Source organism: Pseudomonas cremoris, from assembly GCF_014230465.1.
In genome coordinates, this window is the sequence record NZ_JAAXCY010000003.1 from 335,965 (window position 1) to 362,786 (window position 26,822).

Here is a 26,822-nt window from a genome sequence, read left to right on the forward strand (position 1 = left end):
AAGGGCTCCTGATAGAGGGAATTTAGAACTCATAATCGACACTGGCGGTGAGGGTGCGTCCGGCCCCGGGAATGCCGTAGAGCTGGAAGCCGTCGAGGGAGGCGCCCACCTGGCTGTAATAGAATTTGTTGAACACGTTATTGAGGTTGAGGTTGACCGTGGTGTCCTTGTTCACCTTGTATTGCGCCGCCACGTTGCTCAGCCAGTAGCCGGGGGCTTTCTCGTTGTCGCGCACGTAGATGGCGTTCACCCCGGACGGGCCGTTGGCGTAGCTGCTGTTGTTGTTCAAACCGCCGACGTACTTGTTGTCGCTGTAGCGGCGTCGGCCCACGTACTGCTCGCCGTAGCTCAGGCTTAGGGCATCGGTGACGGCGTAGGTGGTCCACAGGTTGGCGGTCAGGTCAGGCACGTTCTTGGCTTCTGCGCCTTTGTTGATGCCTTTGGTCTGTACGCTCTTGAGTGCCGAGAACCCGCTGTAGGCGGTCCAGCGCGGGGTGATATTGCCTTGCAGGCCCAGCTCGATGCCGTCTACCCGTTTAGCGGGCAGGGCGCGTACCGGGGCCGATTCGCCGTCCTGGTACTCCCAGGAGTTCTCCAGCTCTGTACGAAAGATCGCTGCGGTGACGTTGAGCATGTCGTGGGCGATGTCCCACTTGGTGCCCAATTCATAGGTCTTGGATTTGGCCGGGCTGTAGTTGCTGGTGCTCGCCGCGCCGTAGATCTGGTTGTTGGTGGATGCGCCGAGTGCCGAAGGCTGCGCCGCTTCGCTGTAGGACACATAGATGCTGCCGTTGGGCAACGGTTTGAACACCGCGCCAACACGGCCACTGACCGCTCCGTCGCCGCTGCTGGTGGTGGCTTGGCCGCGCTGGCGGGTTTCAGCGTCCCATTTGTCGTAACGCAGTGAGCCCAGCACTTGCCATTGTTCATTGAGGGTGACAGTGTCGCCCAAGTAGATGCCGGCGTTGTCGATCACCGAGCGCGGCTCGCCGACGCCCTTGGTCACGTAGGTGCTGGCGAAGCTATGGCTGGGGTCGGCCATGTCGAACAGCATGTTGCCGGCCGGCACTTCGGCGTTGCGTTTCAAGCCGCCGTAGGTCTCGTGATAGAGCTCCAGGCCCGAGACCACCGCGTGTTGCAGGCTGCCGGTGTTGAACGTAAAGCTGAAGTCGGTCTGGTTATCCAGGATGGTGTAGCGCTTGGACAAACCAAAGTCGCTGCCGCGCAGGATGCCGTAGGCCGTGTTGCTGTTGTTTACGTAGTCGGTGTAGGCATTCACCGTACTGCCCGGCACTTGGCTGATCGGGCCTACACCGGTATAGCCCAACGTCGCACAGCGGGCGCCGGTACAGGTTTTCTGGCCGTTGGCATCGGCGGCGAAAAAGCGCGCTGGAGAGAGCACCGCGAAGTTGTCGCTGCGCTCCCAGCGGGTCTGGTTGCGCAGGTGGGCGTCATTCCAATCGAAGTCATGTTCGAAGCGCGCAGTCAGCGACGTGGTTTTGTTTTCCTGGGTATAGAGGCTGGAGTCACCGTACCAGTTGGAGCGTTTCACGCCGGGCATGCGGTCGCCGTGAGTGCCGCGCTGGATCGGCACGCCGCCGTCCGGGGTGTTGGTGTCTTTCTGGTAGAAGGTGTCGATAAAGAAGCGCGTGTCGGTGCCCAGGCCGAACCCGAACGAGGTCGCAATGCCCCAGCGGTCGTAGTCCACGTCGTCACGCTCGGACACCTGGTTGTAGTGCTTCATCAGGTTGATGCGTACGGCGGTGGTGTCGTTCAGCTGTTTATTGAGGTCGGCGGTGAGGCGGCGATAGGCATCGGTGCCGATACCGGCAGACACGCGATTGGCGTCGCCCAGGTGCGCTTCTTTGCTCACCAGGTTGACGCTGCCGCCGACGGCAGAAACGCCGGACTCAATGGACCCGGTGCCCTTGAACACTTCGGCCTGCTGCAGGTTGAAGGTGTCGGTGCGCGTGGACATGCCGGCATCGCGCACGCCATCGACAGTCAGGCTTTGCTCGGATGAGAAGCCGCGAATCGAAAACAGGTCGCCCCAGCCCAGGTTGCCTTCGCCGGACATGAAGGTGATGCCCGGCACGTTGCGCAGCACTTCTTGCAAGGTTTGCGCGTTTTGCTCCTTGAGCACCTGCTGCGGCACGATGGTCACGCTTTGCGGTGCATCCAGCAGCGGCTGGCTGATTTTTGCCGAGGTCACCCGGTCCACCTTGAAAGTGGAGGTGGCTTCACCGTCGACCGTGATTTCCGGCAGGCTCAGCACAGAATCGTTGGTGGTGGCGGTTGAGGCGTCGGCCCAGGCAACTGGGGTCACGCTGCCGGCGGCAAGCAAGCCGAACATCGGGGCCAGGGTATTTTGCAGCGCGTGGCTGCGGGGTGTAGGCAATGTAATGGGCTGTGGCATAGGATGCATCCGAGTCTAAATTACAATTACTCTCATTTAGGTTCGGTAGTCTAAAGAGCGATTTCCCCTGCCATGCCCTGGCTTTGTATCGCTGATGCGTGATTATCGTTTCCCACAACATTCCATTACATTTGCGTACACAGCTGGCTGAACTTTCGGCTATTTGCTGCGTTTTATAGTTTTTCGGATCAATTGCCCATGGCCAAGCAAGACCATCTCCTGATCGTTGATGACGACCCGCAGATCCGCCAGTTGCTGTGCGACTACTTGAGCGACGCCGGTTTCCAGGTATCCACCGCCGCCGATGGCAAGGAGATGCGCCGGCGCCTGGAACTGAACGTCATCGACCTGATCGTCCTCGACCTGATGCTGCCCGGCGAAGACGGCCTGAGCCTGTGCCGCGAATTAAGGGTGAACTCCAACACCCCGGTGGTGATGCTCACCGCCAAAGGCTCGCTGATCGACCGCATTGTCGGCCTGGAAATCGGCGCCGATGACTACCTGCCCAAGCCATTTGACCCGCGTGAATTGCTGGTGCGGATCAAGGTGGTGCTGCGTCGGGTACAGAGTTTCCCCGACCGCGCACGGTTGGACGAAGCACCGAGCATTGGCTTCGCCGGCTGGCAACTGGACACACGGGCGCGGCAACTGCTGTCGCCGGAAGGGGTGGTGGTCAGCTTGGGCAATTCGGATTACCGCGTGTTGCGCCTGTTGTTGCAGCACCCCAACCGGCCGTTGAGCCGCGACTTTCTGCTCAACCATGTGTTCGACAAGGACAGTACGCCGTTCGACCGTTCCATCGACGTATGCGTCAGCCGCCTGCGCTCGCAATTGCCGGTGGGGCTGATCAAGACCGTGCGCAACGAGGGCTACATGCTCACCGCTGATGATGTGGTGCTGGGCTCGTGAGACTGCTGCCGCGTTCGCTGTTTGGGCGGCTGGTGCTGATCCTGGTCAGCGGCATGCTCGCGGCACAGGCCCTGACCAGCAGCATCTGGTACGACCGTCGCCATGGCCAGGTGCTGGAGATTCCTGCGCGGCTGATCGCCACGCGCCTGGCGGATGTGGTGCGGCTGGTGCACAGCGATCCGCAGCAGGCGGACCAACTGATCAAGTTGCTGGATGCACCGCATTTTCGCCTGACCTTGAGTGATCAAGCGAGCAATACGCCCAGCAGCCTCACCGACAGCGACCGGCCCACCGAGCGGCTGATCAAGAAGGTGCTCTCGGAGAAGACCGGCTACGCCCAGACCCTGATCCTGCTGCGCTTGTCGCTGGTGGATGGCGAAGGGCAAACCGCAGGGCTGTCGACCTTGCTCGGTTCCAAACCGGTGGTGGGGCAATTCCTCATCGACCTGCGCCTGCCCGATGGCCGCTGGCTGCAGGTGGACGCCCGTGAAGAGCAGGGCTGGACCAGTACCTCGCCACTGGACCTGCTATTTGATTACGTGATGCGCATTTACCTGCTGCGGGTCTTGGTGTTGGTGGTGATCGCCCTGGTAGCGGTGCGCTTGGCCATCCGTCCGCTCAACGCCTTAGCCAAGGCCGCCGAGGCCTTGGGGCGGGATATTCAGCGCCCGCCGCTATCGTTGGATGGGCCCACCGAGGTGCGCCGCGCCGCCCAGGCCTTCAACGCGATGCAGCAACGGTTGATCGCCAACATTGCCGAACGCACGCGCTTTCTTGCGGCGATTTCTCACGACCTGCGTTCACCCATCACACGCCTGCGCTTGCGTACGGAGATGCTTGAGGACACCCGTACCCGTGAGCGTTTTCGCAGCGACCTGGAGGAAATGGAGCACATGGTCTCCAGCACCCTGGATTTCGTCAGCAGCGGTGAAATCAACGAGGCGCGGCAGAACATCGACATCAATGCCTTGCTGCAAAGTTTGCAGGCGGACCTGGAGGACGTCGGCGAAAGCGTGCGCATCGAAGGCCGTGCGAAACAACCGTTACCGGGCTACGCCCGCAGCCTCAAACGGTGCGTACAGAATTTGCTGGAAAACGCGGTGCGTTATGGCAGTGACGTGGTGGTGCGGGTCGAGGACCAGTCCGACAGCTTGAAGATTGTTATCAGCGACCGTGGCCCGGGGATTCCCCAGGAACAGCTGGAGCAAGTGATGGAACCGTTTTACCGGGTGGAAGGTTCACGCAATGCCGAGACCGGCGGATACGGGTTGGGGTTGAGCATTGCTCACACCATCGCCAGGGCGCATGAGGGGCGGTTGAGTTTGAGGAATCGGGAAGGTGGGGGCTTGGAAGTGGCGTTGCAGTTCCAGCGCAAACTCTGACCTGAAATGCGATCCAATGTGGGAGCGAGCAAGCCCGCTCCCACACAAGCCTGCCCACATCTGGTTTTTAGCGTGGCTTACGCCCCGTGGCACTTCTTGAATTTCTTCTCACTGCCGCACGGGCAAGGATCGTTGCGACCAACGTCCTTCAATGCATTGCGCACCGGCTCTTGGTGAGCGTGGCCGCAGTTCGGGCCGTGGACATGGCCGTGGTCGTGATCATGATGATCGTGATCGTGGTTGCAGTCAGGACCATGGACATGGGGTTGTTGAGTCATCGATGTCGCTCCGGAATAAAATCGCCGGGGATTATCTCGCCATTGTGGGCCACCTGCACGTCATAACCGATGAATAATCCGGTTTTGAGCTCGCCTTCCAAACGATAGGGCACGGGCTGGTCGGGATTTTTCAGCATCTGCACCACGTCGCGGATCTGCGGCCAGAGGTTGGTGCGTACCGACACCTTGAAAAAAGCATGGCTGCGCGGCGGCACGGTCAGCCACTCATTGGACTCGCCTTCGGTCAGCACGAAGTCGCCCAGGCTGACCTTGTAGATGAGGCCACGCACGGTCAGGTCGGCGTCGTCGCGGTTGTCCACGCGAAAGTACAGCTTGAACTTTTGTTCCAGTAATTTGGCCCGCACCACCTCGACTTTCACCAAGGACACGTGGGGCGGCGGGGCGTCGTTTTCGAACCACGAGGCACAGCCGGTGAGACCCAGGGTTAACGCCAGCATCAAGCTGTAGATCCGAAGCATGGCGTCAGTCCTGTGAGGGATTAGAGATAGCTGGAACAACACTTCTTGAATTTCTGCCCACTGCCGCACAAACACGCATCGTTGCGTCCGGCCTTCACCTCCACCGTTGGGTCGATGAAGTACCAGCGCCCGTCATTCTGTACGAAAGAAGACTGCTCGCGGTGGCTGTGTTCGCCGGTGCTGTCATGCCAGCGTGCGGTAAATGTCACGAACGCGTGTTCTGGCTGGCCGCCGAACACTTCGGAGCTTTCCACTTCCAGGCCCAACCAGGTGCTCTGGGCGCTCCAGGCACCGATGGCCTCGCGGTCCAGGCCGGTCTGTTGTGCGGGCAACGTGGTCGCAACCAGGTAGTCCACCAGGCCCAGCACGTAGGCGCTGTAGCGCGAACGCATCAGCGCGCTGGCACAGGGCGCCGGGTGGCCGGCGTGATAGTGGCCGCAGCAGGCATCCAGCAGGTTGCCACTGCCGCACGGGCAAATGGATGTACTCATCGGGGTTACCACCAATACTTTCCGAAATTTTCCGGGTTGGCCCAGAAGCGGGCGTTGAGCCAGTCCGGCACCTGTTTATAGTCAAGCAGATCGTAGGTAAACAGCGTCAGAACCTGCTCATCGCGCTGGAAACGCTCGCCGGCCTGCAGGGCCAGGGAGAAGAAGTCAGTGTCTTTCCAGTCGCAGGCGCCCAGGTCCACCAGCACGGCGATCTTGCTGGCATTGAGGTTGCGAATACCGCCAAGCAAGGTCAGGCCCTGGGGTTTTGACAGGTGCTCCAGGCAATCGACCACCAACGCCAAGTCAAAACGCTGCGCAGCAAGCTCCGGTGGCAGTGGCCCAGGCGGGGCGACGGACACCTGAGTCTCAGGGTGCGCCGCTTGAAATGCCTCCAGCGCGGGAAACTGGCTGGCGCCCAGCAGCAACAGGCGTTTGGGTTGGTGCAGGTCGAGCAAGGCGGCCAAGGCCTGCTGCGGGGTACGGGCAGAAATACCAGCGGTCATCAGAGATCCTCACATCAGGGCCATAGAGACTAACGCGGCTGAGCGTACGGGCCTAGAGCGGGCGATCGCGAAAAGCCAGCTGTGCACGAGCATCCCCAATGAATACAGGGGCGCGGCGTAGTGGCGCAGATGAAAGGAGCCGTCTTTACTCCACTCGTCGGCCCCCGCCGATCCCCTCAGGAGAAATCAGATGAGCATCATGCGGACAGCTCTACCCTTGGTTCTGCTAACCGGAGTATTGACAGGTTGTGCCGGCTTGCAAAAAACCGATTGGCCCACCTGCGCCGCCGTTGGCGGTGTGACCGGCGCCGCGATCGGTGCAACTCAAAGTTCAGCCTACGCGGGCTATGGCGCCTTGTTGGTCGGCGGTATGGCCGGCGCCTACTGCTGGGTACATGGCGATGGCGACGAGGACGGCGATGGCGTACCGGACAGCCGTGACAAGTGCCCAGGCACGCCAAAAGGTGTGCAGGTCGATGCCAATGGGTGCCCGCCCGTGCCGGTAGCCGCGGTGGTGGAAGAGGTGGTTGTGGTCAAGGAAGAAACCATCGTGATTCGCGATGTGCACTTCCAGTTCGACTCGGCCAAGTTGACCGCAGCGGATAAAACCAAGCTCGACACCATCGCCACTCGCCTGAAAAAAGAAGCGCCAAGTGCCCAGCTGCGAGTCAGTGGCCACACCGACAGCGTCGGCAAAGACGCCTACAACCAGAAGCTCTCGGAAAAACGCGCCCACTCGGTGACCGATTACCTGATCGGCTCCGGCGTGCCACGCAGCAATTTTGTTTCCGTGACCGGGGCCGGCGAAAGTCATCCGGTGGCCGACAACAAAACCGCTGAAGGCCGCGCCTTGAACCGCCGCGTGGAAATCCAGATCAACCGCTGACAACCCTTGCCCCTGTGGGATCCACAGGGGCATTGCTGGCGACCCTCGTTAACCCCCCGTTTATTAACTTTTTTGATCCTTCACTGGCAAAGCGCCTGTGGAAGTCGTTACTGTGCGCCCAAAGAAAAAACTAGAAATGTCTTTTGAAGACACATTTTTTAAGCGCTTAGGGGAGCACCACGATGCGTAAGGTTTTACTGCTGGCCCTGTTGGTCAGCCCCGTAGCTCTGGCCCAGAGCGTCAGCGTTGAAACCAATTCATTGATGCGCCTGCCTAGCAGCACTAGCGTGTTGCAACTGGAGCGCCTGGACGTGGCCGACTACGGCACGCTGCTGATCCCGGCCACTATCAGCCAGGTCACGGTGGATGAACTGCACCTGGGGCGCGAAGCCCGTATCGCCATTGCCCCCGGCAACACCGGGCTGCAACTGCAAGTGCGCAGTGCGCAACTGGACCACGGCAGCCAGATCACTTCACGCGGGGCACCCGGTACCCATGAAAAACCTGCCAAGGCCGGGCGCGACCTGACCTTGCGCATCAATGCCCTGACGGCTGATGAGTTGTCGATTGATGCGCGCGGCGGCGCTGGCGCCCAAGGTTATGCCGGGCTGGATGGCGCCAACGGCGTGGACCCAGGTTGCACCTGGGGTTCGGCAGGCCGCGGCGCCAATGGCGATAACGGCGGCGATGGCTTGCCAGGCGGGGCGGGTGCGTTGGTGCGGGTTGAACTGCCGCAGAACTTCCCGGCCGAGCAGATCAAGGTCTGGGTTGACGGCGGCGCTGGCGGTTTGGCCGGCACAGCGGGCAAACCTGGGCGTGGTGGGCAGTCCAAGGGCTGTCTGGTGTACCAGGCCGATGGTGGTGAAAAAGGCCGTGCGGGGTTGGAAGGGCAGCCGGGGCCAGCGGGGCCTGCGGGTTCTGTCACCATCCAACGGTTGTAACTTAACCGGTCTGACGCCTTCGCGAGCAAGCCCGCTCCCACCTTCGACCGCGTGCATTCCTTGGAATGCAGTCAAATGTGGGAGCGGGCTTGCTCGCGAAGAGGCCCTAACGAACACCTCTAGAACATCGGCCGGGCCGAAGCTATTGCCACCACCACCAACCCCACAATCAAATTGATCCCCACCAACCGGCGAATCTGCCCCAATACCGCAGCCCCTGCCGGCCAGTCCTCAGCCGCCACCGCCGCGCGTAATTCCGGGAATTTCAGCGCCTGGATACGGATAAACAGCGCCGTCATCACCAGATATAACCCCATCATCACCTGCACATAACGCGGCGCGGTCTCAAACCCGCTGAAGCGCAGTTGCAGCAGGCCGACACCGCTGATCGGCAAAATCGCCACCGCGACCCACACCCATACAAAAAAACGTTGAAACACATTTGCCCACAGCTTGAGTCGGGCAGGGCCCTCAAGTGCCGCCACGGCGGCGGGGCGCAGGATCATCCAGGCGAAAAACATGCCCCCAACCCAGATCAGGGCGGCTAATACATGCAGGGTGTAAGCGAGGCTAAACGCGGTCATTGAAGTACTCCGTTCTGCGCGGGATTAATTAGCGGGGTATGATAGCGGCCGATCCGAACCACTGAAAATTTATCCAGCGTTTTTTGCGCCCGACTATCCATGATCAGCACTGAACTCAAAACCACGATCCAGGGCGCCTATTCGCGTTTTCTCGAAGCCAAGAGCTTGAAACCGCGCTACGGCCAACGCCTGATGATCGCCGAAGTGGCCAAGGTCCTCGGGGATATCGACACCGACGACGAAGGTCGCCGCGAAGGTGAGCCCGCGGTCGTGGCCGTCGAGGCCGGCACCGGTACCGGCAAGACCGTGGCCTATAGCCTGGCCGCGATCCCCACGGCCAAAGCCGCCGGCAAACGCCTGGTGATCGCCACCGCCACCGTGGCCCTGCAAGAGCAGATCGTCTACAAAGACCTGCCCGACCTGATGCGCAACAGCGGCTTGAACTTCACGTTCGCCCTGGCCAAAGGGCGTGGCCGCTACATGTGCCTGTCCAAGCTCGACGTTTTGCTGCAAGAAGGCCACGCGCAAACCGCCACGGCCTCGCTGTTCGAAGAAGAAGGCTTCAAGATCGAGGTCGATGAAGTCAGCCAGAAGCTGTTCACCAGCATGATCGAGAAACTGGCCGGCAACAAATGGGACGGTGACCGCGACAGTTGGCCCACCGCCCTGGAAGACGCCGACTGGGCACGCTTGACCACCGACCACAGCCAGTGCACCAACCGCCACTGCCCCAACTTCGGCCAGTGCGCCTTCTATAAGGCCCGCGAAGGCATGGGCAAGGTCGACGTGATCGTCACCAACCACGACATGGTGCTGGCAGACCTGGCCTTGGGCGGCGGCGCTGTGCTGCCAGACCCGCGCGACACCCTCTACGTGTTCGACGAAGGCCATCACCTGCCGGACAAGGCCATCGGCCACTTCGCTCACTACACCCGCCTGCGCTCCACGGCTGATTGGCTGGAGTCCACCGCCAAGAACCTCACCAAGTTGCTGGCCCAGCACCCGCTGCCCGGCGACCTGGGCAAACTGATCGAACAGGTGCCGGAGCTGGCGCGGGAGATCAAGACCCAGCAGCAGTTCATGTTCAGCGCTTGCGAGCAGGTCGCCGACTTCAAGCCCGGTGAAGATGTGGAAGGCCGCGAACGGCCCCGTCACCGCTTTGTCGGCGGCTTGATCCCCGAGCACATGCGCGAGATGGGCATCGAGTTGAAGAAGGGCTTTTCGCGCCTGACCGACCTGTTTACCCGCCTCACCGACTTGCTCAAAGAGGGCATGGACGGCGAGGTCAACATCGGCATCGCCAGCAACCAGGCCGAGGAGTGGTACCCGCTGTTCGGCAGCCTGCTTTCCCGTGCCCAGGGCAACTGGGAGCTGTGGACCGCATTCACGGTCGAAGACCCGGAAGACAACCCGCCCATGGCCCGTTGGCTGACCCTGTCGGAAAGCGGTGCGCTGTTTGATATCGAGGTCAACGCCAGCCCCATCCTTGCTGCGGAAATGCTGCGGCGTAACCTGTGGAACGTGGCCTATGGCTGCCTGGTGACCTCCGCCACGTTGACCGCCCTGGGCACCTTCGACCGTTTCCGCATGCGCGCCGGCCTGCCGAAAAAGGCCGTCACCGCCGTGGTGCCGAGCCCGTTCCATCACGCCGACGCTGGCGTGTTGCGGGTGCCGGACCTCAAGGCTGACCCGCGGGATGCCGCCGCCCACACCGCCGCGATCATTCGTGACCTGCCGGAGTTGGTGGAAGGTTCGCGTGGCACTCTGGTGCTGTTCTCGTCGCGCAAACAGATGCAGGACGTGTTCGACGGCCTCGATCGCGACTGGCGCAAGCAAGTGTTTATCCAAGGCAACCTGTCCAAGCAGGAAACCCTCAACAAGCACAAGGCGCGAGTCGACGGCGGGGATTCCAGCGTGCTGTTCGGCCTGGCCAGTTTCGCCGAAGGCGTGGACTTGCCCGGTGCCTACTGCGAGCACGTGGTCATTGCCAAGATCCCGTTCTCGGTGCCGGATGATCCGGTCGAGGCCGCGCTGGCCGAGTGGATCGAAGCACGCGGCGGCAACCCGTTCATGGAAATCTCGGTGCCGGATGCCTCCTTGAAGCTGGTCCAGGCCTGCGGTCGCTTGCTGCGCACCGAGGAGGACCGGGGCACCATCACCTTGCTCGACCGCCGTTTGGTCACCCAGCGTTATGGCAAGGCTATCCTGAATGCCTTGCCGCCGTTCAGGCGCGAAATTTCTTAAGCCACCGTGGGCGGATTCGCCCACTTCGTGGTCTATCTCACTGCTATGGATTTATGTCATCAGGCCATTCACCGGCCGTTTGGGAGAACCTTGTTCGTATGATTCGCACGCTGCCTGCTCTATTTGCCCTGTTGTTCGCTGCGCCTTTGATGGCCGCGCCTGCCGGGCAACAGACACTGTTCAACTTCGTCCGGCCTGCCGATGTGGTCAAGGTGGCGACCCAGGACGCCAGCCTGCCGCAATACAACGCAGAGCAAACCGCGGAAGGCGAAGTGTTGCGCCGTATCACCTTCAACCCGGCGGCCGAACCGAGCCTGGTGCTCAGCCCGCAAACCGGTACCTGGGACTGGTCCCAATCCAGTGCCATGAGCCTGCGCATTCAGAGCACCATGAACTGGGCATTGACCCTCTACATCAAGGTGCAGAGCGCTGACGGCAAAACCCTGCTCAGCCGCATCGACCTCCCTGCCGGCCCGGCCCAGACGCTGCTGATCCCGCTGCAAGCCAACTCGCCGCTCAGCCAAGGCATGAAAGCCGGCCCGCCGATGCCGATTACCGTTGAGGGGCAACGCGTATTGCTGGGCAGCAGCACCGGGGAAATTGACCGCAGCCAGGTGGTTTCGGTGACCCTGTCGATGATCAAGCCCAACGCCGCCCAAAGCATCTTGCTGGAGCGCTTTGGCGTGCAGGACAGCGAGCCGGTGCTCAAGGCCGCCTACAGCGAACTGGTGGACGCCTATGGCCAGTCCACCCGTGCGCGCTGGCCGGAAAAAGTCAGCAGCGACGAACAACTCAAGGCCGCCGCCGTCAAAGAGCAGCAACAGCTCCAGGGCTGGCTGGCCACGCGGGACAAGTCCGCCCTGGACCAATATGGCGGTTGGAACAAAGGCCCGGCGTTCGACGCCAGCGGGTTTTTCCGCACCGAGAAGCGCGACGGTCGTTGGTACCTGGTGACGCCGGAAGGCCATCCGTTCTACTCGCTGGGCGTGAACACCGTGGCGCCGGACAACAGCCAGACCTACGTGGCCGGTCGTGAATGGATGTTCGCCGCACTGCCCAAGGCAGGCGAGCCCTTCGACAAGTACTACGGCAGCAGCGACAACCGTACTGGCAACGGCGCGGGCGAGGGTCGCAGCTTTGGTGCGGGGCGTTGGTATGACTTCTACGGTGCCAACCTGCAGCGCACGTATGGCGGTGACGGTTTCGACCAGAAACGTTGGGTCACCCATACCCTGGACCGTCTGCAAGCCTGGGGTTTCAACACCGTGGGCAACTGGAGCGATCCCGACCTGACCACTGCAGGCCGCGTGCCGTACACCTTGCCGCTGTCGATTGTGGGTGACTACGCCAGCATCAGCACCGGTACCGACTGGTGGGGCGGTATGCCTGACCCGTTCGACCCGCGCTTCGCCATGGCCACTGAGCGCGCTGTGGCCATTGCCGCTCGTGATCATCGGGACGATCCTTGGTTAATCGGCTTCTTTGCCGATAACGAACTGGCCTGGGCCGGTCCTGGCGATGACCCAAAGTCTCGCTACGCCCTGGCTTATGGCACCTTGCGCATGACCACTGACGTACCGGCCAAGCGCGCGTTCCTCAAGCAACTGCGTGACAAGTACCGCAACGAAGAAGGCCTGTCGAAAGCCTGGGGTATCCACCTGGCAGGCTGGGAGCTGATGGAAGATCCGGGCTTTGAGCCGCCGATGCCCAGCGCCGAGCATCCGGAGATCGAAGCGGACTTCAAATACTTCCAGAAGACCTTTGCCGACGCCTACTTCAAGACCATTTCCGACTCGCTCAAATGGCACGCGCCCAACCAACTGCTGTTGGGTGGCCGCTATGCCGTGAGCACGCCGGAAGCCGTGGCGTCCTGCGCCCAGTATTGCGACGTACTGAGCTTCAATATGTACACCCTCAAGCCCCAGGATGGTTACGACTTCGCCGCCTTGCGACAGTTGGACAAACCGGTGTTGATCACCGAATTCAACTTCGGGTCCACCGATCGCGGCCCGTTCTGGGGCGGTGTGACGCAGTTGGCCAGGGAGGAAGACCGGGGCGTGGCCTATGGCAACTTCCTCAAGCAGGCCATGGCCGAGCCGTCGATTGTTGGCGTGCATTGGTTCCAGTACCTCGATCAGCCAGTGACTGGCCGCTTGCTGGACGGTGAAAACGGCCACTTCGGTCTGGTGGGTATCACCGATGTGCCTTACCAGGGCTTTGTCGACAGCGTGCGTAAAAGCAATCTGGCGGCGGTCGACCAACTGGGTAAGGAAGCTGAAAAAGCCAAGGCCGCCAGCGTTGTGCGCGAGCGTGAAAACGGCAACGGCGGGCATGAAGGCAAAGGCGCGGGGCAGGGCGGTGGACACGCTGGCGGGCACGGCGGCAATGGCCATTGATTGAGGGCTGACGGGTTCACAAAACCTACAATGACTGGAACAATGTCGTCCTCTTTTTAGCGTGTTTTCCGAGGACGTCCAGGTGCAGGTTCAGGGTCATTACGAACTCCAGTTCGAAGCGGTACGCGAAGCCTTTGCCGCGTTGTTCGATGACCCGCAAGAGCGTGGCGCCGCACTCTGCATCCAGATCGGCGGCGAATCCGTCGTCGATCTGTGGGCCGGTACCGCCGACAAGGACGGTGCCGAGGCCTGGCACAGCGACACCATCGTCAACCTGTTCTCCTGCACCAAGACCTTCACTGCCGTCACCGCGCTGCAATTGGTGGCCGAAGGCAAGCTGCAACTGGATGCACCTGTGGCCAAGTACTGGCCGGAATTCGCTGCTGCGGGAAAAGAAGCCATCACCCTGCGCCAGTTGCTCTGCCACCAGGCCGGGTTGCCGGCGATCCGTGAAATGCTGCCCACCGAAGCCCTGTACGACTGGCAACTGATGGTCGACACCCTGGCCGCTGAGGCGCCTTGGTGGACACCGGGCCAGGGCCATGGCTACGAGGCGATCACCTACGGCTGGCTTGTCGGGGAGTTGCTGCGCCGCGCTGACGGGCGTGGGCCGGGTGAATCGATTGTGGCGCGGGTGGCGCGGCCATTGGGGCTGGACTTCCACGTGGGCCTGGCGGATGAAGAGTTTTATCGTGTTGCACATATTGCGCGCAGCAAAGGCAATATGGGCGATGAAGCCGCGCAACGGTTACTGCAAGTAATGATGCGTGAACCGAATGCGATGACTACACGGGCATTTGCCAATCCACCGTCTATTCTGACCAGCACTAATAAACCTGAATGGCGGCGCATGCAGCAGCCAGCGGCAAATGGCCACGGTCATGCACGCAGCCTGGCGGGTTTTTATAGCGGTTTGTTGGACGGAAGTTTGCTGGAAGCCGACATGCTCGAACAACTGACCCGCGAACACAGTATCGGGCCGGATAAAACATTATTGACACAAACCCGCTTCGGCCTGGGTTGCATGTTGGATCAGCCGCAGCTACCCAACGCCACGTTCGGCCTTGGCCCACGTGCATTTGGTCATCCTGGCGCCGGTGGTTCGGTGGGCTTTGCCGACCCTGAACATGATGTAGCGTTCGGTTTCGTGACTAATACATTGGGGCCTTATGTACTAATGGACCCGCGAGCACAGAAGTTGGTCGGAATATTGGCCGGTTGTCTGTAAACCCCTTGCCGTTTCACATTTTTTTGTTACAAAGGCAACTATAAGAAGACGCTGAGCGAAAAGTTGTAACTTTATTCTTCTCTAAGCGTCTGTTTAACGGGTCATCCAGACCCCTGGTTTTTTCTCATTTTGTGGATATCTCATGTTATCGAACAAGTCCTTGGCACTGGCGCTTTGCCTCACTATTACTGGCTGCGCACAAACACCACAAAATGATGCCGATGGCGGACATTGGTGGTCATTTGGATCTGATAAGGCTACTACCAAGGACGCAGTGACCCAAACCGACGCCAAGCCGGCCGCTGGCGCCAAGCCTGCCGCACCGGTAGCCGCCGCTGCCGCGCCTGCCCCGGCTCCAGTAGCGAAGGCTGACACCGGCTCCAGCTGGTGGCCGTTCTCCTCCAAGAGCGCCGATGATAAGGCCGCCGATGCCAAGGCCGACCTGAAAGCCGACCTCAAGGCTGCCACCCCGGCACCTGCCGCCGCTCCAGCTCCAGCCGTAGCCAAAACCGACAGCGAGACCCACTGGTGGTGGCCATTCGAAAGCAAGCCAAAACCATTGGCCAAGGTTGACGTGACCAACGTGCCGATGCCTGATCCGAAAATCACCCAGGCCTGGCTGGACGACTACGAGCCGCGCCTGCGTGTCGCGATCAAGGACAGCAACCTGCAACTTGAGCGCCGCGACAACGTACTGGTGGTCATTGCTCCGGTAGATGGTTCGTACAATCCAAAACGCCCAGGCATGCTGCTGCCGGTCACCCTGGGTCCGTTTACCCGTGTTGCCAAGGCCGTTGAAGGCGACCCGAAAACCGCCGTGCTGGTACTCGGCCACGTCGACACCACGGGTGCCGAGGCGCAAAGCCAGGCCCTGACCAAAGAGCGTGCGCAATCGATCGCTTCGATCTTCAGCCTCAGCGGCTTGAAGCAGGATCGCCTGATGCTGCGTGGCATGGGCGACTTGATGCCGCGTGCTGCCAACGACAGCAACCAGGGCCGTGCGCTGAACCGTCGCATGGAAATTATGTTCACACAGCGTACAACTATGTTGGCGCTGCTGAGCAAGTACAACTCGGCCAACCCACCGAAGGCGGAAATGGTTGCTGTGCAGGACGTGCCTGCACCTGCACCTGCCGCTAAAGCCCCGGCGAAAAAGGCCCCGGTCAAAAAGGCAGCTGCCAAGCCTGCCGCCAAAAAGGCCCCGGCCAAGCCAGCTGCCAAGAAGCCCGCTCCGGCCAAGGCCAAGGCTGCTACCCCGGCTGCAAACGACCAGGCGAAAAACTGATCCGCTGAACCACAAGGATAAAGCTGCATGACCCAGGCACTGGCCGATATGCGCCGTGACTACACACGGGATGGTTTGAGCGAGGCCCAGGCCCCGAGCGAGCCGTTTGCCTTGTTCCACCAGTGGTTCGGCGACGCGGTGAAAACCGAGCAGCCACCGGTGGAGGCCAATGCCATGACCCTGGCTACGGTCGACCAGGACGGTCGCCCGCACTGTCGCATCCTGTTGCTCAAGGGCCTGGATGCGCAGGGCTTTACCTTCTTCACCAATTATCAGAGTGCCAAGGGCGAACAGCTTGCGGCGCGGCCGTTTGCGGCCATGACGTTCTTCTGGCCGACCCTGGAGCGCCAGGTGCGCATCGAAGGACGGGTGGTCAAGGTCACACCTGAAGAGTCGGACGCTTATTACCAGGTACGCCCTCTGGGCAGTCGCCTGGGGGCGTGGGCATCGCCGCAGAGCAAGGTCATTCGTGACCGTGAGGAACTGCAGGAACTGCTCAAGGCCACCGAGCAGCGTTTCAGCGATACCCAGCCCGACTGCCCCGAGCATTGGGGCGGCTATCGATTGCTGCCTGAGCGTATCGAGTTCTGGCAAGGCCGCGCCAGCCGCTTGCATGATCGTCTGAACTACCGCCTGCAAGGGACCGAATGGTCCCGTGAGCGCCTGGCGCCCTGAGCTGCACCTTTCGTCGTACCACCTGAATGTTGCCCATCGCGCCGACGTCTCTATCAAGAGGCTTCGGCCGCGAGCGGCTGCGCAGCTACAATAAGCAAACCTTCATGACACGCCTTGGCACAAAAGCTGAGATACCGTTGGTCGAGTTTTCTGGTACTGGCAGTCTGTACTAAGGCTGAATGAAAGCAGTTTTCTGCCGTGCTTGCCGTGACAGGCGCCAAGCTGCAGCGTTTAATGAACCCCTGTCCTTTGGAGTTGATGCTATGCGTAAGTCCGTTTTACTGGTTGCCTGCTTTACCACCCTGTCGTTGCTGCTGGGTGGCTGCGCCTCGAGTCTGACCGGCGACTCGTATTCCCGTGATGAAGCGCGTCGTGTCCAGACCGTACGCATGGGTACCATTGAATCCCTGCGTCCGGTGAAAATCGAAGGCACCAAGACCCCAATCGGCGGGGCTGCGGGTGCAGTCATCGGCGGCGTTGGCGGCAGCGCCATCGGCGGCGGTCGTGGCAGTATCGTGACCGCAGTGATCGGTGCCGTTGCCGGCGGCTTGCTGGGTTCGGCTACCGAAGAAGGCCTGACCCGTACCCAGGGTGTGGAAATCACCGTGCGTGAAGATGACGGCAGCATGCGTGCCTACGTACAAGCCGTGCAGGAGAATGAAATCTTCCGCATCGGCGACCGTGTCCGCATCATGACCGTTGACGGTACCAGCCGCGTTACTCGCTAAGCGCAGGTTGTAGAAACACAAAACCCCAACCGGGTGACCGGTTGGGGTTTTTTATGGGCGGTCTATCAGGTGGATCAGGCTTTCTTGCGACTCGCCATTGCCGTCACGCCATAGCCGATGACTGCGGCCAGAATCGACCCTGTCAGAATCCCCATGCGGTCTTCACCCGCAAACTCACTGGCGCCAGGCACGAATGCCAGGGAGCCGACAAACAGGCTCATGGTGAAGCCGATACCGCACAGGATCGCCACGCCAAATACCTGGCCCCAGTTGGCGCCTGTGGGCAGCGCCGCCAGGCCAGTCTTGATGGCCAGCCAGGTGAAGCCGAACACGCCGACGGTTTTACCGATCAACAGGCCGGCGGCAATACCCATTGGCACGTGATGGGTGAAGCTCTCCAGGCTCACGCCGGCCAGGGAGACACCCGCATTGGCGAACGCAAACAGCGGCAGGATGCCGTAGGCCACCCACGGATGCAGGGCGTGTTCCAGGGTCATCAGTGGCGAAGGTTCGGCATTCTTGGTCCGCAATGGGATGCAGAACGCCAGGGTCACACCGGCCAGGGTGGCGTGCACGCCGCTCTTGAGAACGCACACCCACAGGATCAAGCCGACGATCATGTAGGGTCCGAGCTTGATCACTCCCAATCGATTCATCGCGATCAACGCGATCAGGCAGGCCCCAGCACCGGCCAACGAAGCGCCTGACAGGTCACTGGAATAGAACACGGCAATCACGATGATCGCGCCCAAGTCGTCAATGATCGCCAAGGTCATCAGGAACAGCTTCAGCGATACCGGTACGCGCTTGCCCAGCAGGGCCAATACACCGAGGGCGAAGGCGATGTCGGTGGCCATGGGGATCGCCCAGCCGGACAGCGCGGCAGGGTAGTCCTTGTTGATTGCCCAGTAGATCAGTGCCGGCACCACCATGCCGCCGATGGCCGCTGCACCCGGCAGCACCACCTGCGAGGGCTTGGACAGCTGTCCGTCGAGCAGCTCGCGCTTGACCTCCAGGCCAATCAGCAGGAAGAACAGGGCCATCAGGCCATCGTTGATCCACAGCAACGCCGGCTTGGCGATTTTCAGTGCGCCAATCTGTGCAACGACCGGCACATCGAGAAAGGCGGTGTACAGATGAGATAACGGTGAGTTGTTGATGATCAGCGCCAGGGCGGCAGCAGCGATCAACAACAGACCGCTGGCGGCTTCCAGCTGGAAGAAACGGGTGAAAGTGCTACGCAGAGGCAAGGGGTGCTCTCCAATCAAAGTTCAATAGGTGGGTACCCTAACCCGTACCGTTAGTTGTTAAAACAAAAATTATATTCTTATTTGTTATAAGGGCAGGGTCCGCCGACGTGGTTTTCACGGCGCGTAATTGTGTGTCCAATTGAGTCATGACTGTATCTGTGTGGAGTGTAGGAAACATCCTAAGATTGGCGATGAAAACTCTTAGAGATCCTCATCATGAGCGACCATCGTTCCTGGGCCCGTGAGGCCATTCGCATCATTGAAGCGGACTTCCAGCGTAGCGCTGACACGCACCTGATCCCTTTGCCATTGCCGGGTTTGCCGGGAATCGAGTTGTACTTCAAGGACGAATCCAGCCATCCCACCGGCAGCCTCAAACATCGACTGGCCCGCTCATTGTTCCTGTATGCGCTGTGCAATGGCTGGCTCAAACCGGGTGCACCGGTGATCGAAGCCTCCAGCGGCTCTACGGCCATTTCCGAGGCGTACTTTGCGCGATTGCTCGGCCTGCCGTTTATTGCGGTGATGCCGGCGACCACCTCCCAGGAAAAGATTGCGCAGATCGCCTTTTACGGAGGCAAGAGCCACCTGGTACAGGATCCGACGCAGATCTATGCCGAATCCGAACGCCTGGCGCAGGAAAGTGGTGGTCACTTCATGGACCAATTCACCTACGCCGAACGCGCGACCGACTGGCGGGCGAACAACAACATTGCCGAATCGATCTTCCAACAGATGCGCTTCGAGCAGCATCCAGAGCCCAGTTGGTTGATCTCCAGCCCTGGCACAGGCGGGACCACGGCGACGCTGGGGCGTTATGTGCGTTACCGCCAGCATCGCACGCGCGTGTTGTGCGCCGATGCCGAACGTTCGGTGTTTTTCGACTTCTACCAGAGTGGCGACGTCAGCCTGCGTCTGGATTGTGGTTCGCGTATCGAAGGTATTGGGCGTCCACGGGTCGAGGCATCGTTTCTGCCAGCGGTGATCGATGCGATGGTCAAGGTGCCGGATGCGCTGTCGCTGGCGGCCATGCATTACCTGGCCGAGCGGTTGGGGCGCCGGGTGGGTGGTTCGAGCGGGACAAACCTGGTGGGCGCGCTGATGGCGGCGCAGCAGATGAAGGCGGCGGGGGAGTCGGGGTCGATCGTAGCGATCTTGTGTGATGGGGGAGAGCGGTATGCCACGACCTATTACGATCGGGCTTGGTTGACGGCGCAGGGGTATGAACTGGACGGTTTGATCGCAGCGGTTGCTGCGAGTGTAGAGCGCGGCGAGCCGCTGCCGGAGAGCATCTTGCGCGCCAATATCTGACCCAACACAAAACCAATATGGGAGCGGGCTTGCTCGCGAATGCGGTGGTTCAGTCAAAACATCTTTAACTGACACGACGCCTTCGCGAGCAAGCCCGCTCCCACATTTGGACTGCAGTGTTTGCAGTATTTATGTCAGGCCTCGATACCCAACATATCCCGCACTACCGCCTCGGCAATCCGGATCCCATCCACACCTGCCGACAGAATCCCGCCCGCGTAACCCGCGCCTTCACCGGCCGGGAACAGGCCTTTCACGTTCAAACTCTGCATCGACTCGTTACGGGTGATCCGCAGCGGCGACGAGGTACGTGTCTCGATACCGGTCAACACCGCATCGTGCAGCGAGTAGCCCTTGATCTGCTTCTCGAATGCCGGCAGCGCTTCACGGATCGCTTCGATGGCAAAGTCGGGTAGCGCCAGGGCCAGGTCACCCAATGACACGCCAGGCTTGTAGGACGGCTCCACACTGCCGATGGCGGTGGATGGCTTGCCGGCGATGAAATCCCCCACCAGTTGCGCCGGGGCTTCGTAGTTGCTGCCACCGAGAATGTAGGCGTGGGACTCCAGGCGTTCCTGCAACTCGATACCGGCCAGCGGGCCACCCGGGTAATCCACTTCAGGGGTGATGCCGACCACGATGCCGGAGTTGGCATTGCGCTCGTTACGCGAGTATTGGCTCATGCCGTTGGTGACCACGCGGTTCGGCTCGGACGTCGCTGCCACCACGGTGCCACCTGGGCACATGCAGAAGCTGTAGACCGAACGGCCGTTCTTGGCGTGGTGCACCAGTTTGTAGTCGGCGGCACCGAGTTTCGGGTGGCCGGCGTATTTGCCCAGGCGCGCCGCGTCGATCAGCGATTGCGGGTGTTCGATACGGAAGCCCACCGAGAATGGCTTGGCCTCCATGTACACGCCACGACCGTGGAGCATGCGGAAGGTATCACGGGCGCTGTGGCCCAAGGCCAGGATCACGTGCTTGGAGAGGATCTGCTCGCCGCCATCGACCACCACGCCGTTCAACTGGCCATCTTCGATCAGCACGTCGGTGACGCGTTGTTCGAAGCGCACTTCACCGCCCAGGGCGATGATTTGCTCGCGCATGTTTTCCACTACGCCGGTCAAGCGGAAGGTACCGATATGCGGTTTGCTGACGTAGAGAATTTCTTCCGGCGCGCCCGCTTTCACAAACTCATGCAGGACTTTGCGGCCGTGGAATTTCGGGTCCTTGATCTGGCTGTACAGCTTGCCGTCGGAAAAGGTCCCGGCGCCGCCTTCACCGAACTGCACGTTGGACTCTGGGTTGAGCACGCTTTTGCGCCACAGGCCCCACGTGTCCTTGGTGCGCTGGCGTACTTCCTTGCCGCGTTCCAGGATGATCGGCTTGAAGCCCATCTGCGCCAGCAACAGGCCGGCGAAGATGCCGCAGGGACCGAAACCCACCACGATGGGGCGCTCTGTCAGGCCTTGTGGCGCGTGGCCGACTACTTTGTAGCTGACGTCCGGTGCCGGGTTGACGTTGCGGTCATCGGCAAACTTGAGCAGCAAGGCGGCTTCGCCCTTCACGTTCAAGTCGATGGTGTAGATGAAGCACAGTTCCGACGACTTCTTGCGCGCATCGTAGCTGCGTTTGAACAGGGTGAAATCGAGCAGGTCATCACTGGCGATGCCCAGGCGCTGCACGATGGCAGGCCGCAGGTCTTCTTCGGGATGGTCGATGGGCAGCTTGAGTTCGGTGATTCGTAACATGACGGGATCCGGTAGGCGGCGGACAAAGAGGCCGGCTGTTTTGCAAACCGGCGATTATAAGCCCCAATGGCGGTTTCCCGTAATGTTAAAACAGCGCAGGGCGTAATCAGTCGTCGCGGGAGCCGCCGAACGACGCGCAGCCACGCTGCACCTGGCCGTTGACCCGCAATTCGGCGGTCATGTGTTGCAGGCTGCCGCTGACGCTGTCCACGCACCGTTGCGGGGCCACCCACAGTTCGACGTGCTGGTTGTTGGCTTCGGTCATCAGGTTGAAGCGGCCGTCGCCGATCTGCTCTTCTACATACGGTACAGCCAATGGCGGCTGGCCTTCACGTTCCAGCACCATGCCCTTGGCGGTGACATTCATTGCCCAGGCCGGCTTATGGCCGTTGGCCCGCAGGATCATGCGTTTGAAGTCCGGGTCGTTGCAGGCCGAGGTCGAACGTTCGACGCGATAGAGTTGCTGCAGGTCCACAGAGCCCTGGGTACCGGCGGCGACGCCGGAGAACTTGCCGCGCAGGTCGGCAAACAGCGCACCTTGCTGGCCGGCCAGGGAGGCCGCCTCCTGGAGGATATTGGTACCACCGGTATCGTTGACCACGTAGTTACGTTTGTCGTCGCACGGCTGGAACAACAGCTTGCCACCGACCGCCGTGAGCTCACCTTGCATACGGGTCAACCCGACAAGCGACGGCTTTGCCGGCTCGCTTTCGAACAGCTGGCAGGCGGCGAACAGGGGAATCAAGGCAAACAGAGCGAAGGTACGGGCGGCGCGCATGGGGGGTCTCCAGACAAGTGTCGCCACGTTACGCAGGCTCGCGATGCATCACAACCCCGGGTCACCATTTGAACGGGTTGCCTCACAATGTAGGGAAACGGAGTATTGCTGATTGCGACGTTTCCTACACTTAAGTTTGGAGACTCGTGAGAGGGTCTACCTCTTTTGACTGGAGTCAGCCATGAATACCAAATGGAGCATCTGCGTTCTTTTGCTTTGGGCAAATGTTGCCCTATCAGACGAGCCCGCCCGTCTCTCCTACTCGTCGGCTACTGACTTTACGGATATTTCGGTGACGCTCAAACGGTCTGGGGACCATGATCTGGCTTCTGTTGAGGTGAATGTCTCGCTGAGCCCAGAGGCGAAGGCAAGGACACAATCCATTTCGCTGCTGGCCTACCAAAAGTACGTAACGCTTTACGTAGACGGTTATCAGTTAAGTACGTCCAAGGTTCAAAGCCAGTTGGGCGGGGCGTTCAGATTCTCAGCCCCGCGTGCGCTGGTGGTTGACTGGATGTCTCAGTTCTCACGTGAGGCAATTGTCGCTCAACCAACGATGTAAGTCTGACCGGTCTGCAAGCCCTCGACACTTTTTGCGTAGGCCAGCGCTACATCGGCACCTGGCGCCGGTTTGAAGCCGCGAAAGTACGGCGCGTAGCTCCCCATGGCCTCCAGCAAGACAGTCGGACTCACCGAGTTGACGCGCAGGCCGCGTGGTAATTCGATCGCTGCGGCTTTTACAAAGGCGTCGAGCGCGCCATTGACCAGGGCTGCCGAGGCGCCGGTACGAATTGGGTCACGGTTGAGAATGCCACTGGTGAAGGTGAAGGAGGCGCCGTCATTGGCGTACTCACGGCCAATCAACAGCAGGTTGACCTGGCCCATCAACTTGTCGCGCAGGCCCAATTCAAAGTCGGCTTCGCTCATGTCGCCCAGTGCCACGAAGTTCACGCTGCCCGCCGCACAGACCAGGGCGTCGAACTTGCCGGTCTGCTCGAACAGTTTGCGGATCGAGGCGCTGTCGCTGATATCCACCTGGAAATCGCCGCTGTTGCGGCCGATGCTGATCACGTCGTGACGCTGAGCCAGTTCTGCCTTGACTGCTGAGCCGACAGTGCCGCTGGCGCCAATCAATAGGATTTTCATAGTGCTGTTCCTCCAGGGGATAAGTGAAGGTTCAGTCTAGTGTGGCTTTTTGAACGGATAAACGTGCTAATAGGCAACCTTTGGTTTTCAAATGGAAACAATCCATGAGCGAGATGGATGACCTTGCAGCCTTCGCGGTGCTGATCGAAGCCGGCAGTTTTACCGTAGCGGCTGAACAGCTGGGCTGCAGCAAAGGCCAGTTGTCCAAGCGCATCAGCCAACTGGAAGCGCAGTTTTCCGTGGTGTTGCTGCACCGCACAACCCGCAAGCTCAGCCTCACCGCCGCCGGTGCGGCGTTGCTGCCCCAGGCCCAGGCGTTAGTGGTGCAAGTGGATCGCGCCCGTCAGGCATTGGCGCGGCTCAAGGACGATCTGGCCGGCCCCGTGCGTATGACGGTTCCGGTGTCGTTGGGCGAAACGTTCTTCGATGGCTTGCTGCTGGAGTTTTCCAAGCAGTACCCGCAGGTGCAGATCGAATTGGAGCTGAACAACAGCTACCGGGACCTGGCGCGAGATGGGTTTGATCTAGGGGTGCGTTCAGGCGCGATTGAAAACGAACGCCTGGTGGCCAAGCCTTTGCTGGCTTGGCATGAGATGACCTGTGCCAGTCCGGCTTACCTTGAACAACACGGCGAACCACAGACCCCTGCGGACCTGGCGGCTCACACGTGCCTGCTCAACAGCCACTACAGCGGCCGCGAAGAGTGGCTGTACCACCAGCAGCATGAACTGTTGCGGGTGCGGGTCAGCGGCACCTTTGCGTCCAACCACTACAACCTGTTGAAAAAGGCCGCGCTGGTGGGCGCTGGTATTGCCCGCTTGCCGTCCTACGTACTGCCTGCGGAATTGGCTGATGGTCGCTTGCGCTGGCTCCTGCGCGATTATCAGACGCGGAGCATGCCGATGTACCTGGTTCATCCCTACCAGGGCGGCCTGCCGCGTCGAACCCAAGTGTTGGCCGATTACTTGGTGGATTGGTTCAAGCGCAGCGGCGAAGCCCTCGACCGGCTTTAGCGGTAGCGGCGGGCGATCAGATGATCGATGGACAGGCACCCAGGCCCCTTGGCTACCAACAGCAGCAACAACGCAATCCAGGTGCCGTGGGTAGGGTAGGCGTCGGGGTAGACAAATAGTTGAATCACCAGCGTCATGCCAACCAGCGCCAGGGCCGAGAAGCGTGTCGCGAACCCCACCAGGATCAGCACTGGGAAGAAATGCTCGGCAAACGCCGCCATATGCGCTGCCACCTCCGGCGACAGCAGCGGTACATGGTATTCGCTGCGAAACAGCGGCAGGGTCGAGGCGGCGAGTCGCGGTTCGCCCAACTTGAACGTGCCGCCGATCAGGTCAATGGCAAAGCCTTCGACTTTGGTTTGCCCGGATTTCCAGAACACGGCGGCGATGGAGAAGCGCGCGACAAAGGCGATGAGGCTGTAGGGAATTTGTTCGAAAAGCTGGATGACCCGTTTCACCAGGCACGGTGCGGAAGTCTTCATGGCGATACCTTTTGTTCTAAGTGCAAATGGGTAATGGCATTGCGGCTGATCAACAGCGTGAGGCATTGGTGCAGATCGAATTCGGGGGAAGCACCCAGGGCTTGTTCAATGGCTTTCTCCAATGGTGTGCCGTGGGCCAGGCTGTTGATAAACACTACCGAGCCCCGGTCGATGGCGAACACCTTGACCTCAAGGCCTGCGCGCAACACCAACGCACCCTGGGCATGCCAAGGGTTAAGGGTGGCAACGCCGGCTTCGGTCTGATGCGCCGCCCACACGGCGACGACGGCGTACGCCGAATCGAGGGTGGACAGCGAAGGGTGCAATTGCAGGCGTAACCCGCCCACGTCGTCCTGGCCCTGCAGGGCCTGGAGCACAGCCTGCTGGTCCAGCGGCGTGCAGTCGGCCGCGTGATAGGCGCAGACCCGCAAGCGTTCCAGCCGCGCGATGTCCGCCAGGTAAGGCACGCTGGCCGCGGGCTCGAAACCCTGGATGAACTGGGCAAACGTGCTGCCGTACTGACTGATCAGCGGGCTGGTGGGCGGGTGCGCCTGAACGAAAATGCTGGCCATGGCGCGGAAAAACTCATCGCCCACCAGCTGCAAGGTCACGGGGTACGCAGTCGCCAATGCATTGATCAATGAGCTATGCACGTTGTTGCGATACACCGCAAAGCGGCTTTGCGGGTCGGCACCATTGCTACTGAACAGTCCCTCGGGGCAGGGCAGTTCGGGGTCCAACAGGGCCTTGGCAAAGGCGCCGTGCAAGCTCATGGGCTCACCTGCGAAAGATGCCATTCGGCGTGTTGGGCTTCGGCCAACAGCACATTGAATGCAGGCACTTGGTTGTCGCGTTCGATCAATGTCGCCATCGGGCCGACACGCTCCAGTACCCTTTCGTACAACTGCCACACGGCGTCATCGATAGGCGCGCCGTGGTCATCGATCAACAGGCGGTCACCGAGGCTGTCAGTGTCTTCGGCAAAACCTGCCAGATGAATCTCACCCACTGCGTGCAACGGCAGGGCATCGACGTAGGACTGCGGGTCGCGCTGGTGGTTGATGCACGACACATAGACGTTGTTCACATCCAGCAGCAAGCCACAGCCTGTGCGACGGATGATCTCGCTGATGAAGTCGGTCTCGTCCAGGGTAGAGCGCTGGAATTGCAGGTAGGTCGATGGGTTCTCCAGCAGCATCGGCCGCTTGAGGGTGCTCTGCACTTGGTCAACGTGTTCGCACACCCGTTGCAAGGTGGTGCTGTCGTAGGCCAGGGGCAGCAGGTCATTAAGGAACACCGGGCCGTGGCTCGACCAGGCCAGGTGTTCGGAAAAAGAGTGGGGTTGATAGCGTTCGATCAGCGTTGCCAGGCGTGCAAGGTGCGCACGACTCAACGGGCCTTCGCCACCAATGGACAGGCCCACGCCGTGCAACGACAGGGGGTACTGTTCGCGGATCAACCCCAGGTAGTGATGAAACGGGCCGCCGGCAACCATGTAGTTTTCGGCGTGCACTTCAAAAAAACCGATGTCGGGTGAAGTGTCGAGCACTTCGAGGAAGTGCTCGGGCTTGAGCCCCAGTCCGGCCCGACGCGGTAGGGCGGGCGCCTGAGCCTGGGAGACAGCGTGCAGGGATGAAAGGGTCATCATCAGTACTCAGGCGTGGCGGGC

The 26,822-nt window shown here is 60.7% G+C and carries 26 protein-coding genes; 13 read left to right on the forward strand and 13 right to left on the reverse strand.

From position 1 onward, the window contains the following. Positions 1 to 22: 22 nt before the first annotated feature. Complete coding sequence (locus tag HF257_RS08240) at positions 23 to 2,404, reverse strand: TonB-dependent receptor (RefSeq protein ID WP_185707837.1); 2,382 nt, start codon at positions 2,402 to 2,404, stop codon at positions 23 to 25. A gap of 210 nt (positions 2,405 to 2,614) precedes the next feature. On the opposite strand from HF257_RS08240, the gene HF257_RS08245 reads away from it, so the two are divergent. Then, on the forward strand, positions 2,615 to 3,325 hold the full coding sequence (locus HF257_RS08245) for a response regulator (RefSeq protein ID WP_185707327.1): 711 nt from the start codon (positions 2,615 to 2,617) through the stop codon (positions 3,323 to 3,325). Further along, positions 3,322 to 4,707: an ATP-binding protein gene (locus HF257_RS08250; RefSeq protein ID WP_185707325.1), complete on the forward strand. Its 1,386-nt coding sequence runs from the start codon at positions 3,322 to 3,324 to the stop codon at positions 4,705 to 4,707. Before HF257_RS08245 ends, HF257_RS08250 begins: the two co-directional genes overlap by 4 nt. Positions 4,708 to 4,784: 77 nt before the next feature. On the opposite strand, the gene HF257_RS08255 is transcribed toward HF257_RS08250, so the two are convergent. Genes HF257_RS08255 through HF257_RS08270 form a run of 4 tightly spaced genes read right to left on the reverse strand, consistent with a single transcriptional unit; the run spans position 4,785 to position 6,458 of the window. Next, entirely contained in the window at positions 4,785 to 4,985 is a 201-nt protein-coding gene (locus HF257_RS08255; protein WP_003189235.1) for an SEC-C metal-binding domain-containing protein, read from the reverse strand. Beyond that, on the reverse strand, positions 4,982 to 5,464 hold the full coding sequence (locus tag HF257_RS08260; RefSeq protein ID WP_185707323.1) for an LEA type 2 family protein: 483 nt from the start codon (positions 5,462 to 5,464) through the stop codon (positions 4,982 to 4,984). Before HF257_RS08260 ends, HF257_RS08255 begins: the two co-directional genes overlap by 4 nt. 20 nt (positions 5,465 to 5,484) lie before the next feature. Further along, positions 5,485 to 5,955 carry a YchJ family protein gene (locus tag HF257_RS08265; RefSeq protein ID WP_185707321.1) on the reverse strand — a complete coding sequence of 157 codons (471 nt, stop codon included), beginning with the start codon at positions 5,953 to 5,955 and terminating at the stop codon, positions 5,485 to 5,487. Between the two features lie 5 nt (positions 5,956 to 5,960). Next, entirely contained in the window at positions 5,961 to 6,458 is a 498-nt protein-coding gene (locus HF257_RS08270; protein ID WP_185707319.1) for a DUF6231 family protein, read from the reverse strand. Positions 6,459 to 6,648: 190 nt separating this feature from the next. Here HF257_RS08270 and HF257_RS08275 point away from each other — a divergent pair, with 190 nt between their 5' ends. Further along, positions 6,649 to 7,344, forward strand: coding sequence for an OmpA family protein (locus tag HF257_RS08275; RefSeq protein WP_185707317.1), 696 nt, complete (start codon positions 6,649 to 6,651; stop codon positions 7,342 to 7,344). 182 nt (positions 7,345 to 7,526) lie between these two features. After that, positions 7,527 to 8,285, forward strand: a complete 759-nt coding sequence (locus HF257_RS08280; protein WP_185707315.1) for a collagen-like protein — start codon at positions 7,527 to 7,529, stop codon at positions 8,283 to 8,285. A 119-nt stretch (positions 8,286 to 8,404) separates the two neighbouring features. On the opposite strand, the gene HF257_RS08285 is transcribed toward HF257_RS08280, so the two are convergent. Then, on the reverse strand, positions 8,405 to 8,869 hold the full coding sequence (locus tag HF257_RS08285) for a CopD family protein (protein ID WP_185707313.1): 465 nt from the start codon (positions 8,867 to 8,869) through the stop codon (positions 8,405 to 8,407). Positions 8,870 to 8,968: 99 nt separating this feature from the next. Here HF257_RS08285 and dinG point away from each other — a divergent pair, with 99 nt between their 5' ends. The 6 genes from dinG to HF257_RS08315 all read left to right on the forward strand — a co-directional run bounded on the left by dinG (position 8,969) and on the right by HF257_RS08315 (position 17,425). Further along, the gene (gene dinG, locus HF257_RS08290) at positions 8,969 to 11,113 is read left to right on the forward strand and encodes an ATP-dependent DNA helicase DinG (RefSeq protein ID WP_185707312.1); all 2,145 of its coding nucleotides are present in this window, start codon (positions 8,969 to 8,971) and stop codon (positions 11,111 to 11,113) included. 98 nt (positions 11,114 to 11,211) lie between these two features. Next, a complete protein-coding gene (locus HF257_RS08295) occupies positions 11,212 to 13,509 on the forward strand; it encodes a beta-galactosidase (RefSeq protein ID WP_185707310.1) in 2,298 nt (765 codons plus the stop codon). 82 nt (positions 13,510 to 13,591) lie between these two features. Continuing rightward, positions 13,592 to 14,737, forward strand: a complete 1,146-nt coding sequence (locus tag HF257_RS08300) for a serine hydrolase domain-containing protein (protein WP_185707308.1) — start codon at positions 13,592 to 13,594, stop codon at positions 14,735 to 14,737. A 142-nt stretch (positions 14,738 to 14,879) separates the two neighbouring features. Further along, positions 14,880 to 16,022, forward strand: coding sequence for an OmpA family protein (locus HF257_RS08305; protein ID WP_185707306.1), 1,143 nt, complete (start codon positions 14,880 to 14,882; stop codon positions 16,020 to 16,022). 27 nt (positions 16,023 to 16,049) lie between these two features. Beyond that, positions 16,050 to 16,697, forward strand: a complete 648-nt coding sequence (pdxH, locus tag HF257_RS08310) for a pyridoxamine 5'-phosphate oxidase (protein WP_185707304.1) — start codon at positions 16,050 to 16,052, stop codon at positions 16,695 to 16,697. Between the two features lie 263 nt (positions 16,698 to 16,960). Next, on the forward strand, positions 16,961 to 17,425 hold the full coding sequence (locus HF257_RS08315; protein WP_003189251.1) for an outer membrane lipoprotein: 465 nt from the start codon (positions 16,961 to 16,963) through the stop codon (positions 17,423 to 17,425). 74 nt (positions 17,426 to 17,499) lie between these two features. On the opposite strand, the gene nhaA is transcribed toward HF257_RS08315, so the two are convergent. Continuing rightward, a complete protein-coding gene (gene nhaA / locus HF257_RS08320) occupies positions 17,500 to 18,675 on the reverse strand; it encodes a Na+/H+ antiporter NhaA (RefSeq protein ID WP_185712079.1) in 1,176 nt (391 codons plus the stop codon). Between the two features lie 213 nt (positions 18,676 to 18,888). On the opposite strand from nhaA, the gene HF257_RS08325 reads away from it, so the two are divergent. Then, positions 18,889 to 19,986, forward strand: coding sequence for a PLP-dependent cysteine synthase family protein (locus HF257_RS08325; protein WP_185707836.1), 1,098 nt, complete (start codon positions 18,889 to 18,891; stop codon positions 19,984 to 19,986). 134 nt (positions 19,987 to 20,120) lie between these two features. Here HF257_RS08325 and HF257_RS08330 read toward each other — a convergent pair whose 3' ends face one another. Both HF257_RS08330 and HF257_RS08335 read right to left on the reverse strand, forming a co-directional pair. Next, complete coding sequence (locus HF257_RS08330; protein WP_185707300.1) at positions 20,121 to 21,734, reverse strand: NAD(P)/FAD-dependent oxidoreductase; 1,614 nt, start codon at positions 21,732 to 21,734, stop codon at positions 20,121 to 20,123. 106 nt (positions 21,735 to 21,840) lie between these two features. After that, positions 21,841 to 22,512 carry a COG3650 family protein gene (locus HF257_RS08335; protein WP_185707298.1) on the reverse strand — a complete coding sequence of 224 codons (672 nt, stop codon included), beginning with the start codon at positions 22,510 to 22,512 and terminating at the stop codon, positions 21,841 to 21,843. A 181-nt stretch (positions 22,513 to 22,693) separates the two neighbouring features. On the opposite strand from HF257_RS08335, the gene HF257_RS08340 reads away from it, so the two are divergent. Then, complete coding sequence (locus HF257_RS08340) at positions 22,694 to 23,074, forward strand: hypothetical protein (protein WP_185707296.1); 381 nt, start codon at positions 22,694 to 22,696, stop codon at positions 23,072 to 23,074. Here HF257_RS08340 and HF257_RS08345 read toward each other — a convergent pair. Beyond that, on the reverse strand, positions 23,059 to 23,658 hold the full coding sequence (locus HF257_RS08345; protein WP_185707294.1) for a short chain dehydrogenase: 600 nt from the start codon (positions 23,656 to 23,658) through the stop codon (positions 23,059 to 23,061). The two genes, HF257_RS08340 and HF257_RS08345, sit on opposite strands and share 16 nt — an antisense overlap. Before the next feature lie 104 nt (positions 23,659 to 23,762). On the opposite strand from HF257_RS08345, the gene HF257_RS08350 reads away from it, so the two are divergent. Continuing rightward, entirely contained in the window at positions 23,763 to 24,671 is a 909-nt protein-coding gene (locus tag HF257_RS08350; protein ID WP_017735940.1) for a LysR family transcriptional regulator, read from the forward strand. Here HF257_RS08350 and HF257_RS08355 read toward each other — a convergent pair. The 3 genes from HF257_RS08355 to bufB are packed head-to-tail and all read right to left on the reverse strand — an operon-like array spanning position 24,668 to position 26,801. Then, positions 24,668 to 25,153 carry a DoxX family protein gene (locus tag HF257_RS08355; protein WP_185707292.1) on the reverse strand — a complete coding sequence of 162 codons (486 nt, stop codon included), beginning with the start codon at positions 25,151 to 25,153 and terminating at the stop codon, positions 24,668 to 24,670. The two genes, HF257_RS08350 and HF257_RS08355, sit on opposite strands and share 4 nt — an antisense overlap. Then, positions 25,150 to 25,926: an HvfC/BufC family peptide modification chaperone gene (locus HF257_RS08360; RefSeq protein WP_185707290.1), complete on the reverse strand. Its 777-nt coding sequence runs from the start codon at positions 25,924 to 25,926 to the stop codon at positions 25,150 to 25,152. The genes HF257_RS08355 and HF257_RS08360 overlap by 4 nt, the downstream gene beginning before the upstream one ends. Next, positions 25,923 to 26,801, reverse strand: a complete 879-nt coding sequence (gene bufB / locus HF257_RS08365) for an MNIO family bufferin maturase (protein ID WP_185707288.1) — start codon at positions 26,799 to 26,801, stop codon at positions 25,923 to 25,925. The genes HF257_RS08360 and bufB overlap by 4 nt, the downstream gene beginning before the upstream one ends. Positions 26,802 to 26,822 lie beyond the last annotated feature (21 nt).

What these genes read in the sequence shown, in the direction of transcription:
- HF257_RS08245 (WP_185707327.1), top strand. Translation starts at nt 2,615, where the DNA reads ATGGCCAAGCAAGACCATCTCCTGATCGTTGATGACGACCCGCAGATC.
- HF257_RS08255 (WP_003189235.1), bottom strand. Translation starts at nt 4,985, where the DNA reads ATGACTCAACAACCCCATGTCCATGGTCCTGACTGCAACCACGATCAC.
- HF257_RS08260 (WP_185707323.1), bottom strand. Translation starts at nt 5,464, where the DNA reads ATGCTTCGGATCTACAGCTTGATGCTGGCGTTAACCCTGGGTCTCACC.
- HF257_RS08265 (WP_185707321.1), bottom strand. Translation starts at nt 5,955, where the DNA reads ATGAGTACATCCATTTGCCCGTGCGGCAGTGGCAACCTGCTGGATGCC.
- HF257_RS08270 (WP_185707319.1), bottom strand. Translation starts at nt 6,458, where the DNA reads ATGACCGCTGGTATTTCTGCCCGTACCCCGCAGCAGGCCTTGGCCGCC.
- HF257_RS08275 (WP_185707317.1), top strand. Translation starts at nt 6,649, where the DNA reads ATGAGCATCATGCGGACAGCTCTACCCTTGGTTCTGCTAACCGGAGTA.
- HF257_RS08280 (WP_185707315.1), top strand. Translation starts at nt 7,527, where the DNA reads ATGCGTAAGGTTTTACTGCTGGCCCTGTTGGTCAGCCCCGTAGCTCTG.
- HF257_RS08285 (WP_185707313.1), bottom strand. Translation starts at nt 8,869, where the DNA reads ATGACCGCGTTTAGCCTCGCTTACACCCTGCATGTATTAGCCGCCCTG.
- dinG (WP_185707312.1), top strand. Translation starts at nt 8,969, where the DNA reads ATGATCAGCACTGAACTCAAAACCACGATCCAGGGCGCCTATTCGCGT.
- HF257_RS08295 (WP_185707310.1), top strand. Translation starts at nt 11,212, where the DNA reads ATGATTCGCACGCTGCCTGCTCTATTTGCCCTGTTGTTCGCTGCGCCT.
- HF257_RS08305 (WP_185707306.1), top strand. Translation starts at nt 14,880, where the DNA reads ATGTTATCGAACAAGTCCTTGGCACTGGCGCTTTGCCTCACTATTACT.
- pdxH (WP_185707304.1), top strand. Translation starts at nt 16,050, where the DNA reads ATGACCCAGGCACTGGCCGATATGCGCCGTGACTACACACGGGATGGT.
- HF257_RS08315 (WP_003189251.1), top strand. Translation starts at nt 16,961, where the DNA reads ATGCGTAAGTCCGTTTTACTGGTTGCCTGCTTTACCACCCTGTCGTTG.
- HF257_RS08330 (WP_185707300.1), bottom strand. Translation starts at nt 21,734, where the DNA reads ATGTTACGAATCACCGAACTCAAGCTGCCCATCGACCATCCCGAAGAA.
- HF257_RS08335 (WP_185707298.1), bottom strand. Translation starts at nt 22,512, where the DNA reads ATGCGCGCCGCCCGTACCTTCGCTCTGTTTGCCTTGATTCCCCTGTTC.
- HF257_RS08340 (WP_185707296.1), top strand. Translation starts at nt 22,694, where the DNA reads ATGAATACCAAATGGAGCATCTGCGTTCTTTTGCTTTGGGCAAATGTT.
- HF257_RS08345 (WP_185707294.1), bottom strand. Translation starts at nt 23,658, where the DNA reads ATGAAAATCCTATTGATTGGCGCCAGCGGCACTGTCGGCTCAGCAGTC.
- HF257_RS08350 (WP_017735940.1), top strand. Translation starts at nt 23,763, where the DNA reads ATGAGCGAGATGGATGACCTTGCAGCCTTCGCGGTGCTGATCGAAGCC.
- HF257_RS08355 (WP_185707292.1), bottom strand. Translation starts at nt 25,153, where the DNA reads ATGAAGACTTCCGCACCGTGCCTGGTGAAACGGGTCATCCAGCTTTTC.
- HF257_RS08360 (WP_185707290.1), bottom strand. Translation starts at nt 25,926, where the DNA reads ATGAGCTTGCACGGCGCCTTTGCCAAGGCCCTGTTGGACCCCGAACTG.
- bufB (WP_185707288.1), bottom strand. Translation starts at nt 26,801, where the DNA reads ATGATGACCCTTTCATCCCTGCACGCTGTCTCCCAGGCTCAGGCGCCC.